Origin of the sequence: Flavobacterium xylosi (assembly GCF_042787345.1) — a bacterium.
Taxonomy (GTDB): Bacteria; Bacteroidota; Bacteroidia; order Flavobacteriales; family Flavobacteriaceae; genus Flavobacterium; species Flavobacterium xylosi.
On record NZ_JBHZPZ010000001.1, the window covers coordinates 199,763 to 212,626 of the forward strand.

General features: G+C 34.2%; 16 protein-coding genes. All 16 read left to right on the forward strand.

Annotated features, from left to right (window positions below; translation table 11 throughout):
* The first annotated feature begins 157 nt into the window (after positions 1 to 157).
* Positions 158 to 1,258 carry a site-2 protease family protein gene (locus tag ACFX5E_RS00880; RefSeq protein ID WP_379853276.1) on the forward strand — a complete coding sequence of 367 codons (1,101 nt, stop codon included), beginning with the start codon at positions 158 to 160 and terminating at the stop codon, positions 1,256 to 1,258.
* A complete protein-coding gene (locus ACFX5E_RS00885; protein ID WP_379853277.1) occupies positions 1,248 to 2,402 on the forward strand; it encodes a phospholipase D-like domain-containing protein in 1,155 nt (384 codons plus the stop codon). Before ACFX5E_RS00880 ends, ACFX5E_RS00885 begins: the two co-directional genes overlap by 11 nt.
* Positions 2,403 to 2,533: 131 nt before the next feature.
* Positions 2,534 to 2,659, forward strand: a complete 126-nt coding sequence (locus ACFX5E_RS00890; protein WP_379853278.1) for a hypothetical protein — start codon at positions 2,534 to 2,536, stop codon at positions 2,657 to 2,659.
* Between the two features lie 187 nt (positions 2,660 to 2,846).
* Positions 2,847 to 3,908, forward strand: coding sequence for a retron St85 family RNA-directed DNA polymerase (locus tag ACFX5E_RS00895; protein WP_379853279.1), 1,062 nt, complete (start codon positions 2,847 to 2,849; stop codon positions 3,906 to 3,908).
* A gap of 302 nt (positions 3,909 to 4,210) precedes the next feature.
* Positions 4,211 to 4,543, forward strand: coding sequence for a hypothetical protein (locus tag ACFX5E_RS00900; protein WP_379853280.1), 333 nt, complete (start codon positions 4,211 to 4,213; stop codon positions 4,541 to 4,543).
* Between the two features lie 226 nt (positions 4,544 to 4,769).
* Positions 4,770 to 5,348, forward strand: coding sequence for a YceI family protein (locus tag ACFX5E_RS00905; protein WP_379853281.1), 579 nt, complete (start codon positions 4,770 to 4,772; stop codon positions 5,346 to 5,348).
* A 259-nt stretch (positions 5,349 to 5,607) separates the two neighbouring features.
* Positions 5,608 to 6,042: a universal stress protein gene (locus ACFX5E_RS00910; RefSeq protein ID WP_379853282.1), complete on the forward strand. Its 435-nt coding sequence runs from the start codon at positions 5,608 to 5,610 to the stop codon at positions 6,040 to 6,042.
* 84 nt (positions 6,043 to 6,126) lie between these two features.
* Complete coding sequence (locus ACFX5E_RS00915; protein ID WP_379853283.1) at positions 6,127 to 7,032, forward strand: DnaJ C-terminal domain-containing protein; 906 nt, start codon at positions 6,127 to 6,129, stop codon at positions 7,030 to 7,032.
* Positions 7,029 to 7,322, forward strand: coding sequence for a chaperone modulator CbpM (locus tag ACFX5E_RS00920; protein WP_379853284.1), 294 nt, complete (start codon positions 7,029 to 7,031; stop codon positions 7,320 to 7,322). Before ACFX5E_RS00915 ends, ACFX5E_RS00920 begins: the two co-directional genes overlap by 4 nt.
* A 55-nt stretch (positions 7,323 to 7,377) precedes the next feature.
* Positions 7,378 to 7,632: a cation-transporting P-type ATPase gene (locus ACFX5E_RS00925; protein WP_379853285.1), complete on the forward strand. Its 255-nt coding sequence runs from the start codon at positions 7,378 to 7,380 to the stop codon at positions 7,630 to 7,632.
* A gap of 53 nt (positions 7,633 to 7,685) precedes the next feature.
* Positions 7,686 to 8,507 (forward strand): HAD-IC family P-type ATPase, encoded by an 822-nt coding sequence (locus ACFX5E_RS00930; protein WP_379853286.1) that lies wholly within the window; start codon positions 7,686 to 7,688, stop codon positions 8,505 to 8,507.
* An 18-nt stretch (positions 8,508 to 8,525) separates the two neighbouring features.
* Positions 8,526 to 8,714 (forward strand): hypothetical protein, encoded by a 189-nt coding sequence (locus ACFX5E_RS00935; protein ID WP_379853287.1) that lies wholly within the window; start codon positions 8,526 to 8,528, stop codon positions 8,712 to 8,714.
* 17 nt (positions 8,715 to 8,731) lie between these two features.
* A complete protein-coding gene (locus ACFX5E_RS00940) occupies positions 8,732 to 9,961 on the forward strand; it encodes a cation-translocating P-type ATPase (RefSeq protein ID WP_379853288.1) in 1,230 nt (409 codons plus the stop codon).
* Positions 9,962 to 10,316: 355 nt separating this feature from the next.
* Complete coding sequence (locus ACFX5E_RS00945) at positions 10,317 to 11,099, forward strand: MlaE family ABC transporter permease (protein ID WP_379853289.1); 783 nt, start codon at positions 10,317 to 10,319, stop codon at positions 11,097 to 11,099.
* A gap of 6 nt (positions 11,100 to 11,105) precedes the next feature.
* Entirely contained in the window at positions 11,106 to 11,858 is a 753-nt protein-coding gene (locus ACFX5E_RS00950; protein WP_379853290.1) for an ABC transporter ATP-binding protein, read from the forward strand.
* 8 nt (positions 11,859 to 11,866) lie between these two features.
* Positions 11,867 to 12,844 carry an MlaD family protein gene (locus ACFX5E_RS00955; RefSeq protein ID WP_379853291.1) on the forward strand — a complete coding sequence of 326 codons (978 nt, stop codon included), beginning with the start codon at positions 11,867 to 11,869 and terminating at the stop codon, positions 12,842 to 12,844.
* The last annotated feature ends 20 nt before the right edge of the window (positions 12,845 to 12,864 follow it).

Consider the following 12,864-nt stretch of genomic DNA (forward strand, 5'->3'; position numbering starts at 1 on the left):
AAACTTAATTTTTATTCCAGTTCGATTTTTTTTTGTAACTTGGTGTAGAATTGCGTTGAAATCAACAATTATAAGATTCTAATCTGTTGCTTTTAAAATCTTTATAACGTCCTCGTCTAAATGTATTACGGAAGACTTTTTATAAAAAATCAAGAAAATGAAAGGATCATTAAAACTCGGAAAAATAGCTGGTATAGGATTGTATGTTCACTGGACATTCACTCTGCTTATAATATTCATTATTTTTGCAAACTATAAAAACGGTCAAAATCCGATACAAATACTATGGTCCGTTCTCTTTATTTTAAGCGTATTTGTCACTGTTTTTTTGCATGAATTAGGACATGCTTTAGCCGCTAAAAATTATCACATAAACACAAAAGACATCACACTTCTCCCTATTGGCGGATTGGCTCGATTAGACAGAATTCCTGAAAAACCCATAGAAGAATTAGTGGTGGCATTTGCAGGGCCACTTGTAAATATCGCTTTGGCCTTCCTAACCGGACTATTTATTATTATCCCAAGTGATTCAAATGAATTAATGGCTCAATTATCCAACGGTGTAAATGCAGATAATTTTTTTCTCAATTTCTTCATCGTCAATTTTTGGTTAGCGCTATTCAATTTAATACCGGCTTTCCCTATGGATGGCGGCAGAGTTTTACGTGCGCTGTTGTCCTTTAAACTAGAAAGAACTGTTGCCACAAAAATCGCTGCCCGAATAGGACAATTTATAGCGGTAGGTTTTATTCTGTTAGGTTTTTTATACAATCCATTTTTAGTCATCATTGGGATATTTGTCATTATAGGCGCTCAAGTTGAATCTGATTCCATAGAGTCCAAACACATTTTGAAAGGCTATAAAGTTAGGGATGTTTTGATGAGACAATACCCTAAAATTGACGCTCATGAAAAACTAAAAAAAGCTATAGATCTATTACTTGACAGCCAAAACAAGAATTTTTTAGTAACCGATAACACCATTCCCGTTGGAACACTAAATCGAGATCAAATCATAAAGGCATTGGCTAAAAATGGAGAGGATGAAACGATACTTAATGTAATGGATTCTAATTTGATTTTCCTTGAAGCCGATTCACTAATAGAAAATGTTTTTGAGGATATGTACAAAAACAAATCAACGCTAATGCTTGTCATGGAAAACAATGAACTTATAGGAACATTGGACACAGAGAATCTTTTAGAATTTATTTTAATAAAAGAGGTACATTTGAAAAAAGACCATGCCGCATAATAAAAATTCCAATGTTGTATCTGAAAACATAGCGCTTGTGCATAGCGGCGAAGATTATTTTTCCCGTCTGGAAAGTATTATCCGGAATTCACAATTTGAAATTCACATACAAATTTATCTTTTTGAAAATGACGCAACAGGAAAGAGGATTATAACTGCATTAAAAGAAGCCGCTTCCCGCCAAGTTAAAATATATCTTATTTTAGATGGATTGGGCTCTCTTTCATTCCCGTCAGAAGTTAGAAATGATCTAAAACGAAGCGGTATTAACTTTCGTTTTTTTGCTCCATTATTCTCTGCCTATACCTTTTATCTGGGTAGACGGTTACATCAAAAAATAGTGGTTGCGGATCGCAAAGTCGCTCTGATAGGCGGAATTAATATTGCCGATAAATATCATGGAACGGCAACCGAAGCCCCTTGGCTTGATTATGGAGTTCAATTAAACGGAGAAATTGCCAAACCCATTCAACAACTTTGCAATGCAATTTTTCTAAAGAAAAGACGATTACACAGTGAAAAAATAAAATCTGTTTTTCATCTTCAGGAGGATATCTCAGTTCGTATTCTTCAAAATGACTGGTTAAAAAGAAAAAACGAAATAAGTAATTCCTATATCAAATCAATTTGCAATGCAAAAGAAGAAATAACAATAATGGGAAGTTATTTTCTTCCTGGCAGAAAAATAATTCAAGCCTTGAAAAAAGCGGCTAAAAATAAGGTGAAAATTAAATTAATTCTATCCGGCATATCAGATCTTCCCATAACAAGAAGAGCCACTTGCTATCTTTATTCCAAACTTCTTGGTTACAATATAGAATTGTACGAATGGAATAATTCTATTTTACATGGAAAAGCAGCGGTGATAGATAATTATTGGACGACTATTGGTTCTTTTAACCTAAATAATTTAAGTTCGTACGGAAGTATCGAAATGAATGTTGAAATAAATTCCACTGTATTTTCTAAGATGTATCAGGAGCACCTCAACCAAATAATTACTCAATGTCAAAAAATAACTACTGAAACACTTGCGATTAATAACACATCTTTTACCAAATTCATCAATTGGACATCCTATTATATAACGAGAATAATAGAAATAATTGTCACTTTTACACCCTATAGGCGATTCTATAATTAAGGATACAAATTTATGATTATTAATACTATTAATAAAATATTTTTTGTAACTTTAGTGGTATAATTAAAAAACACAAAACGCTAAAAGCAAGATAATTAAGGTTTTTTATAAAGAAATTCAGACTTTAAAAAATGGAACCACCTAAAATAAAAAACAAGAAAAAAGAGGAATGGATTCGAAAGGATTTAGAAAGTAAAATTCCAAAAATGGACAAGAGAATACTATTTGTTCCCAATCAAAAGGAATTATTCTTTTAGTTCATTTTTTAACGAACTCAGTTAGCCTTGTCTAGCTGACGGAACCGTGAGTCACTGTTCTGCATTTGAACGCTTTTTCAAGCACCAGGTTTAAAAGATCCTCCGCAGAGCTCCGAACTTTTAAACCGGTATTCTTAATTGGGGTTAGGGACAAAATAGTCCCTACTCCATTAACGATTTTGTAGTTATGGATTTTACACATTACAAAGACGCCTTTATACAGGAAGCCTCTAAAAATAGCTTCTCAGAACATAATATCCAACGTTGTTTGGATTATGCTTCGGTACTATTTTCACATGATGTTCCGGTAATTTATAACATAACCCACCTTTCCACTCTTGTAGGATACAATAAAAAATATCTCAAAAAAGCATCCCTTTATCCCAAATATTTTTATCGGGATTTTGAAATAGCCAAAAAAAACGGATCAAAAAGACCCATATCAGAACCGCTTCCCAGCTTGAAAGAAATACAAATCTGGATTTTGCGAAATATACTTTATAAAATACCCGTAAGTCCTTTTGCAAAAGCATATAAACCAAATTCAGGTCTTATAGAAAACTTAAAATTTCATAAAAAACAACCTAAAGTATTTACGTTAGATTTAGAAAATTTCTTCCCTTCTATTTCGGCTAAATCAATTGAAAAAGTATTTCTTGAATTAGGCTATTCTCGAATGATATCAAGACTGCTTGCAAAATTATGTACTAGAGATAAAACTTTGCCACAAGGCGCGCCAACAAGTCCGTCACTCTCCAATTTGATTTTTAAAGATGCTGATGTTCTCATTGCTGATTTTTGCAAAGAACGAAAAATAAGATATACCCGTTATGCAGATGACTTGAGTTTTTCAGGTGATTTTGACGAAAAGGAACTGCTGGAAAAAGTTAAAGCAATAGTTGAAAATTTAGATCTTCATATTAATACTGCTAAAACAAAACTCATGACGCCCAATATGCGTCAAACCGTAACTGGCATTGTAGTCAACGAAAAAACACAGGTTACATTTCATAAACGCAATGAATTAAGACAAGCCATGTACTACATCAATAAATTTGGCATAGACGAACATCGGGAATACAAAGAAATTGACCAGAGGAATTATCTGGAACATCTGTTAGGAAAAATAAATTTTGTGTTGCAAATAAACCCCCGAGATCTAGAATTCATTGGCTATAAAGCCATATTGATTGACTTAAAAAAGAAACAGGAATTAAAAAAAAAAAAGATCGAACCATTGCTGATGTAATAATCGGCACTTCTAATTTGAGAAAATGACATCATAAAAAACTCCGTTTTGGCAACCGTCTGGAAACAAGTCTAAAATAGGACACCGATAACACTGATTAAGGAGATTTACACTTACTTTTAAGTTGGTATTAAAATGGCAAACACGAATTTCACTAATTTTCACGAATGAATTTGTGCAAATTCGTGAAATTCGTGTTTAATAGCCAATCCAATTTTTGTGGCTCACGTTAAGCATTTTTGTTTTTTTTTAATTTTCTAAAGATGGAATAGTTTCGATTATATATTTAAAAAATAAAATTAATGAAAACTAAACTGATTCTTATTAAAATCATACATACTTTGATTTGGGTATTTTTCAATTTAGTGATTTTTTATATGCTTTATGCCGTAATTATAAATAAACTTGATAAGTGGCTTTGGATAGGTTATGGCTTAATCGTTTTGGAAAGCATCACCTTATTAGCATTTAAATTCTTTTGCCCTTTGACTATTTTAGCTCGTAAATATTCTGATTCTACAAAAGACAATTTTGATATCTATCTTCCTAATTGGTTAGCCAAGCATAATAAATTAATCTACACCGGAATAATGGGAATTATTCTCCTAATAACGATTTATCGACTTCTGGATTAAGGAGAATTGATTATTATTGTGATTATTAAAATTTTCAAAAATTTCTGATTCGAATTTTTTTTAAAAATTCGCAAATATCTGAAATAAAGCACTTTAATTAATTTAAGCATTCAATAATTGATTAAATTTGATAGACAAATAGCTAAAAATTACATTCATTTTTATTATTGATTTGGATACATCTAAAGCTTCTTAAAATCGTTGTCGGATATTTAAAAACATTTCCATGAAAAAAATAACAATCCTTATCGCAACTTTATTTTTCTCTACTTTTCTATTGGCACAAACCACATGGAAAGCAGACCCGATGCATTCAAAATTAACTTTTAGCACCGTGCATCACGGCATTTCTGATATCGCCGGGTTATTCAAAACATTTGAGATAAGCGCTACAGCCAAAAAAGCTGATTTCAGTGACGCCACCTTTGAACTTTCAACAGAGATCGCCTCTATCAATACCGAAGTGGAGATGCGCGATAATCATTTACGAAGTGCTGAATTCTTTGACGTGGAAAAATATCCGAAAATGACTTTTAAAAGCACATCTATAAAAAAAATCGGAAAAGAAAAAGGCAAATACAAACTAACGGGAAATCTCACGTTACACGGAATAACAAAACCAGTAACCATCAACATGTGGTACAGAGGAACTATAACAAATCCGCAATCTAAAGCAATCACCGCCGGTTTTCAATTTAGCGGAATTCTTAAACGTTCCGATTTTCACATCGGTTCAAAATTCCCAGCGCCAATGATTAGTGATGAAGTAAAAATTAAAGCAGATAGTGAATTTACAAAACAGTAAATTTATTCTAATGAAATGTAAAAACCTTGTCAATCATAAAGACTAAAATAATTATTGGAAAACAAATTTTTTCTCATGAGTAGTCCTAAAAAAACCATCTTTTTCAGGACTAATAGATTAATAATAAAATACTTAAGTCCTACTTTAAAAACAAAAAATTGATTAAATTTGATAGTAGAAATCGTTCATTAGCAGGACATTTTATTTTACTTCTGGATATCATAAGGAATTGTAACAGCATTTATAAAAATAAAAGAACATGGACAACATGAAAAAAATAGTAATCGCAGTTGACAATGACCCCACTTCGGAAAAAGTTGCTTTAAATGGTTTTCAACTTGGTCTACAACTAAATGCCGAGATTGCATTACTCAGTGTCGTTGACTTGACCATGCTCATAACAGAAGGTGCTGTCTCTACTAAGGAATTTGCAGATCTCGCAATAAACGACTACAAAAAAAATCAACAAATGCTTGTTGATACCGTCTTTAAGGAATACAAGATTAAGACTTTTGTTGAAGAAGGAATACCCTACGAAGTAATTTTGAATGTGGCCAAAGAATGGAATGCAGATATAATTGTTTTGGGTACGCATGGCAGAACCGGAATTTCACATTTGATTATGGGCAGTGTAGCTGAAAAGATTGTCCGACATTCAAAAATACCAGTGTATATTATTCCTATCAGATCATGACAGAAAGACTTTTTTCTAACAGAACGAATTCAGACTAATAAAATCTCCTAATTGCAACAATGATAATTATTAAAATAATCTACGATGGCATTTATAGACTATTACAAAATCCTTGAAGTGGATAAAAAAGTAACGGAAGCCGAGATAAAAAAGGCGTATCGTAAAATGGCCCGAAAATACCACCCTGACTTAAACCCAAACGATAAGGAAGCCGAAAGAAAATTCAAGGAAATTAATGAAGCCAATGAGGTACTAAGCCATACCGAAAATCGTAAAAAATACGATGAATATGGCGAAAACTGGCAACATGCTGAACAGTATGAAAAAGCAAAACAGCAAGGACAGTATTCAAGAGGCGGGCAGCAAGGTGGTTTTGAAGGCGGCGGATTTGGCGGTGGCGGTGATTATTCAGACTTTTTTGAATCAATGTTTAGTGGTCGTACATCAGGAAAACAAAGAGGACGAAGCGCCCAATTCAAAGGACAAGATTTCACTACGGAATTGCATCTTGATTTAAAAGATGTTTACACCACCCACAAGCGAACCTTAAACATCAAAGGCAAAAATATCCGAATTACTATTCCTGCCGGAGTAGAGAATGGTCAGCAGATAAAAATCAGCGGCATGGGCGGTGAAGGTTCGGGTGAGGGACCAAAAGGAGATTTATATATCACGTTCACTGTTGAGAACCATACTAACTTTAAGTTAGAAAAACACAATTTATACTCCACTGTGGATTTAGATTTATATACCGCCCTATTAGGGGGCGATATTACCGCAGATACTTTTGACGGAAAAGTAAAACTGACGATAAAACCCGGAACCCAAAACGGAACTAAAGTTAAACTGAAAGGAAAAGGATTCCCTGTCTATAAAAAAGAAGGGGAATTTGGTGATTTATACATTACTTATCAGGTAAAAATCCCCACTGATCTTTCCGAAAAAGAAAAAGAATTATTTACGGAACTTGCTAAGCTAAGAAAATCATGAATATAGAAAACCTCATCCCTTTATCTTCATTATACAATCATTATAATGTAGAAATGTCATTTTTTTTCAATTTAAATGAAATGGGTTTAATCGAGATTCTTACCATCGATGAAACCAAATATATTCATCCTGACGCGATCTACGAAATCGAAAAAATGATTCGGATGCATCAGGAACTAGCTGTTAATATCGAAGGAATTGATGTGGTATTGAATCTATTAGTAAAAATAGATGATTTACAAAATGAGTTAATTTCTGTCAAAAATAGATTGCGGTTGTATGAAAGTTGAGATTTGATAATCCCAATACTATTTTACTATCTTCTAAAAAGTAAAAAATAAAGTGATGAACTGGCATGTACTCACTCATTCAGAAACAGCTAAGTTGTTAAATACAACCCCAACAGGGATTTATCACAGTACGGCTTCACTCCTATTAACCGAACATGGGAAAAACGAAATTGTAAACAAAAAAAAGAAAACCATTTTACAGATGTTATTGCATCAGTTATTGGGTTTCATGATTTTCATCCTTATAATAGCGGCAATTATCTCCGGTATATTAGGTGATCTGACAGATGCGGTTATTATAATTGCATAGTTATAATTAATGCCTTTGTGGGGTTTATTCAGGAATATCGCGCTGAAAAAGCTATGGAAGCCTTAAAAAACATGGTGCCCAACCATGCTCATGTTCTACGTGAAGGTAAAAAAATTGATATCTCAGTGACTGATATTGTACCTGGAGATGTAGTGATTCTTGAAAGCGGAAACAACATTCCTGCAGATGTTCGTTTTTTTAAAACCCAACGAATAACGGTAGATGAATCAGCCCTTACGGGCGAATCACACCAAGTGGAAAAAAACACTGATGAACTTCCTGATACTGAATATTCACTCGGTGATCTTACAAACATAGGATTTAAAGGAACCTTTGTTACTAGCGGTAAAGGACTTGCTTATGTGGTGGCAACAGGAATGAATACCGAATTAGGCCGTATTGCAAAAATGATTCAAACTGATGAAACAATCACGCCATTGCAAAAAAGATTAACCGCTTTCGGAAAACGATTATCGGTTGTCATACTTATTATTTGTACCCTGATTTTTTTAATTGGCTGGATTCGAGGCGAATCGGTACTAAAAATGTTGATTATAGCTATTTCACTTGCCGTGGCCGCCATACCCGAGGCACTTCCGGCCATGGTTACTATAGCACTTGCTTTTGGCGCTAAGCAATTGGTAAAGGGCAATGCACTAATCCGAAAGTTACCGGCTGTTGAGACATTGGGATCGGTGACTCATATTTGTACCGATAAAACCGGAACGCTTACTTTGAATAAAATGACAGTGGAAGCTATTTATGAAACTTCCGATGCGGCTTATAGTTCCGTTTTTGAGAATGGAAATCTACTGCTCCAAGCCATGGCTTTAAGCAATGATGTTTCAAAAGATAAAAACGGAATATGGTTGTGAAATTCAACTGAAATTGCTTTGGCACAATTTGCATTTAATAAAAATTTAGAACGAGTAAATTTAGAAGCTAAATATCCTAGAATTGCGGAATTACCTTTTGATTCCAATAGGAAAACGATGACCACATTGCATCAATTCGAAAATGGAATTCTCGTGATTACCAAAGGAGCCGTTGATGTATTGTTGCATAAATTAGCCAACAATTAGCCAACAATCAGCATTCAATGAAAGCTGAAATCGAAAGCAAGGCAAACGAAATGGCAGAAAAAGGGTATCGGGTATTAGGATATGCCGTAAAAACACTTCCCTACCTACCTGATCAGTTTAATCCCGATGAAATAGAAGCTTCCTTAACATTCATAGGCTTTGCCGGAATGATTGATCCACCGAGAAAAGAAGCAAAACAAGCCGTTTTAGAATGCAAGGAAGCGGGAATCATTCCCATAATGATTACCGGAGACCACAAATTGACTGCTAAAGCTATTGCTGAAAAATTGGGAATTATTTCCTCCAAAGAGGACCTTGTATTGACAGGACCCGAAATGTCTAAATTGACTCCGCAAGAATTCATCGAAATAGTCGAACACATTCGCGTTTATGCACGTGTAAATCCGGAACAAAAATTAAACATTGTAAATGCCTTACAATCCAAAAACCACTTTGTCGCCATGACTGGTGACGGCGTAAATGATGCGCCTGCGCTTAAAAATGCGGATATTGGTATAGCAATGGGAATCAACGGAACCGAAGTGTCTAAAGAAGCTTCCGATATGATTTTGCTGGATGATAATTTTGCCACTATCGTTGTTGCGGTGAAGCATAGACGAAAAATATTCGATAATATTCTGAAATTCATTAAGTATATAATGACTGGAAATTCAGGTGAAATATGGGTAATTCTTTTAGCTCCTTTTTTCGGTTTGCCAATTCCACTAATGTCCATAAATATTCTTTGGATAAATCTGGTAACGGATGGTCTGCCCGGATTAGCATTGGCCTCCAAGCCAGCCGAAGCGAATATCATGAAACGATTGCCAAGAAATCCGAAGGAAAATATTTTTTCGGGAGGCATGGCAATACATATTTTGTGGGTCGGGTTTTTAATGACAATCGTAACATTGGGAATGCAGGCATGGGCAATACACAATCAAAAATCACATTGGCAAACTATGGCTTTCACCGTGCTTTGTTTTAGCCAATTGGGACATGTGATGGCTACTCGTTCGGACTGGAAATCCATATTTAAAGTGGGTATATTCTCTAATAAACCTATGTTGGGGGCAATCGCAATAACCGTTTCCTTGCAATTAATGATTATTTATCTGCCTTTTCTTAATTTAGTTTTTAAGACGCAACCGCTAACCTATATAGAATTAGCAATAACTCTGGCTGTGTCCAGCATTGTTTTTTGGGCAGTGGAAATGGAGAAATGGATAAAAACCCTCCTTAAATAAGTACAACCCTTTCCATTTAAAATTCAGTTTAAAACCAATACGATTTTTTTCTATTCTAAAACAGATTCCTTCTGGAATGCTCCTTTTTAAATATTAGCTTTTTTTCTTCCAACTAATATAATGTGTTTTATGACTATCCTTCAATTGTACCAATGTGTTTGGGTAAAGTAAAATAATTATTAGACATAAAAAACATCTTCTTAAAAGCCTTTATTTAAGCAATGTGTTTTTTAGTGTCATTTTTTCGACAAAGCAACCAAAAAAGTAGACGAACAACACGTAAAACAACTGATAATCAGTATAATAATTGTATATTTGAGTAGCCATTTTCTGTTAAAAATTAATTCATATAATTATGAATAGCATTTATAAAATAATAGAATTATTCAAAAATTTTCTGCTTGAAGTGGGTGAGCTCGCCTATTTTGCCGGACGTTTTTTTAAGGAAGTATTTAAGCGCCCTTCAGAATATAAAGAATTTCTTCGCCAATGTTTTTATATGGGAAATCGTTCCTTGCTGCTTGTTGCGGTAACCGGATTTATCATAGGTTTAGTTTTTACCTTACAATCGCGGCCTACTCTTCAGGAATTTGGAGCCGTTTCCTGGATGCCGTCCATGGTAAGTATTTCGATTATTAGAGAAATTGGCCCTATCATAACGGCTTTGATTTGTGCGGGAAGAATTGGTTCCGGAATTGGTGCCGAATTGGGTTCCATGAGAGTTACGGAACAAATTGATGCGATGGAAGTTTCAGGAACAAATCCCTTTAAATATTTAGTGGTCACCCGGATTTTGGCTACCACTTTTATGCTTCCAATCTTGGTTTTTTTTGGAGATCTCATTGCCATTTTCGGTTCGTATTTGGTAGAGAATATAAAGGGAAATGTTTCTTTTTTGCTATATTTCAATCAGGTATTTAATGCCTTGGAATTTAGCGATTTGATCCCTGCAACAATTAAAACCTTCTTCTTTGGCTTTGCCATAGGATTGGTAGGATGTTTTAAAGGATATTATTGTAAAAAAGGAACAGCAGGTGTAGGTTTAGCAGCAAATTCAGCAGTAGTCTTTACTTCGATGCTTCTTTTTATTATTGATTTTATCGCGGTTTTTGTTACTGATATTTTTTATGATTTATAAATTAGTATGGATACAACAATTCCAAATTTAAAACCCATTATAGAAATCAAAGGTCTTAAGAAGAGCTATGGTGAAAATCATGTATTAAATGGTTTTAACATGGTCTTGTATGAAGGTGAAAACCTGGTTATCATGGGGAAATCTGGTTCCGGAAAATCAGTGATGATAAAATGTCTCATTGGATTGGAAGAGCATGACAGTGGCTCTATTCAAGTGATGGGAAAAGAGATAAGTGAACTCGACCGGAAGGAATTAGACGACTTACGAACAGAAGTTGGGTTTCTTTTTCAAGGAAGTGCGCTATACGATTCAATGACGGTTAGAGAAAATTTGGAATTTCCGTTGCGACGTCACACCAAAAAATTTGGAGTCATCAAAGACACAACGCCATTGGTTATGGAAGCATTGGAAAATGTGGGTTTAGCACATACTATAAATTTAATGCCTGAAGAACTTTCGGGCGGAATGAAGCGCAGAATTGCTTTGGCAAGAACGTTAATTCTTCAACCCAAAATAATTCTTTATGATGAACCTACAACTGGATTAGATCCTATTACGGCAAAAGAAATTCTGCTTTTAATGAAGTCTATTCAGGAAAAATACAATACATCGTCTATCATAATTACCCACGATGTGGACTGTGCCAGAGTAATTTCGAATAGGATGATTTTATTGGTTGATGGTGCCAATTATATCGAAGGCACTTTTGAGGAATTATCGATCTCAACTGATCCTAAAGTACAAGCATTTTTTAAATAAGTATAAAAATGAAAAAAACAACATCACAAAAAATACGCCTTGGACTCTTTGTAATTATTGGGTTGCTAATTTTCATTGTAGCAGTTTATTTTATTGGTGACAAACAAAAAATGTTTGGAAAAACAAATCATTTAAAAGCAGTCTTCAATAACGTCAACGGATTACAAATAGGCAATAACGTGCGATATTCAGGAGTAAATTCAGGAACGGTTCGAGGAATTAATATGGTAAACGATTCCGTTATAGAAGTGGATATGATTATTGATAAAACCCTTTTTAGTCATATAAAAAAAGACGCGGTAGCCATCATAGGTTCTGACGGTCTGGTGGGCAGTGTGATTATAAATATTATTCCGGGTAAAGGAACAGCACTTCCGGTTGAACCTGGAGACGAAATTAAATCCATAAACCGTGTACGGACTGATGAAATGTTGAATACTCTAGGAATAACGAATAGGAACGCAGCGCAACTTACGGCCGATTTACTTGAAATCACAACCGAAATAACCGAAGGAAAAGGAACTGTAGGTTTATTAATTAGAGATTCCCTTTTGGCAAAAGATTTAAAGGAAACCATGCATTATTTAAAAATAACAGGAAAATTAACCTCGGAGTCCGTAAAAAAATTGAATACTCTTATTGGCGCATTAGACAACAAAAATAATGTGATTGGTGTTATGAAAGATACGGCTGTCGCCAATAATATTAAAACAATCGTACGCAATTTAGACAAATCCAGTACAGAAATAGATAAAGTGGTAAACAATCTCAACTCAACCATCATAAATGTTAAAGAAGGAAAAGGGGCTATAAATTATCTTTCAAATGACCCAAAATTAGTTTTTAAAATAGATTCTACCATGACAAATATCAAAGAAGCCAGTTTCCGTTTAAACGAAAACATGGAAGCTTTAAAACACAATTTCTTATTTCGGGGGTATTTTAAAAAACAGGAAAAAGCAAAACTGAAAGAGCAAAAAAAATAGATTCATGACATTAATATTGA

Excerpts from the sequence above, each read along its gene's own strand:
- ACFX5E_RS00900 (WP_379853280.1), top strand. The coding sequence starts at position 4,211 with ATGAAAACTAAACTGATTCTTATTAAAATCATACATACTTTGATTTGG.
- ACFX5E_RS00910 (WP_379853282.1), top strand. The coding sequence starts at position 5,608 with ATGGACAACATGAAAAAAATAGTAATCGCAGTTGACAATGACCCCACT.
- ACFX5E_RS00890 (WP_379853278.1), top strand. The coding sequence starts at position 2,534 with ATGGAACCACCTAAAATAAAAAACAAGAAAAAAGAGGAATGGATTCGA.
- ACFX5E_RS00920 (WP_379853284.1), top strand. The coding sequence starts at position 7,029 with ATGAATATAGAAAACCTCATCCCTTTATCTTCATTATACAATCATTAT.
- ACFX5E_RS00925 (WP_379853285.1), top strand. The coding sequence starts at position 7,378 with ATGAACTGGCATGTACTCACTCATTCAGAAACAGCTAAGTTGTTAAAT.
- ACFX5E_RS00915 (WP_379853283.1), top strand. The coding sequence starts at position 6,127 with ATGGCATTTATAGACTATTACAAAATCCTTGAAGTGGATAAAAAAGTA.
- ACFX5E_RS00895 (WP_379853279.1), top strand. The coding sequence starts at position 2,847 with ATGGATTTTACACATTACAAAGACGCCTTTATACAGGAAGCCTCTAAA.
- ACFX5E_RS00930 (WP_379853286.1), top strand. The coding sequence starts at position 7,686 with ATGGAAGCCTTAAAAAACATGGTGCCCAACCATGCTCATGTTCTACGT.
- ACFX5E_RS00945 (WP_379853289.1), top strand. The coding sequence starts at position 10,317 with ATGAATAGCATTTATAAAATAATAGAATTATTCAAAAATTTTCTGCTT.
- ACFX5E_RS00885 (WP_379853277.1), top strand. The coding sequence starts at position 1,248 with ATGCCGCATAATAAAAATTCCAATGTTGTATCTGAAAACATAGCGCTT.
- ACFX5E_RS00950 (WP_379853290.1), top strand. The coding sequence starts at position 11,106 with ATGGATACAACAATTCCAAATTTAAAACCCATTATAGAAATCAAAGGT.
- ACFX5E_RS00940 (WP_379853288.1), top strand. The coding sequence starts at position 8,732 with ATGAAAGCTGAAATCGAAAGCAAGGCAAACGAAATGGCAGAAAAAGGG.
- ACFX5E_RS00955 (WP_379853291.1), top strand. The coding sequence starts at position 11,867 with ATGAAAAAAACAACATCACAAAAAATACGCCTTGGACTCTTTGTAATT.
- ACFX5E_RS00880 (WP_379853276.1), top strand. The coding sequence starts at position 158 with ATGAAAGGATCATTAAAACTCGGAAAAATAGCTGGTATAGGATTGTAT.
- ACFX5E_RS00905 (WP_379853281.1), top strand. The coding sequence starts at position 4,770 with ATGAAAAAAATAACAATCCTTATCGCAACTTTATTTTTCTCTACTTTT.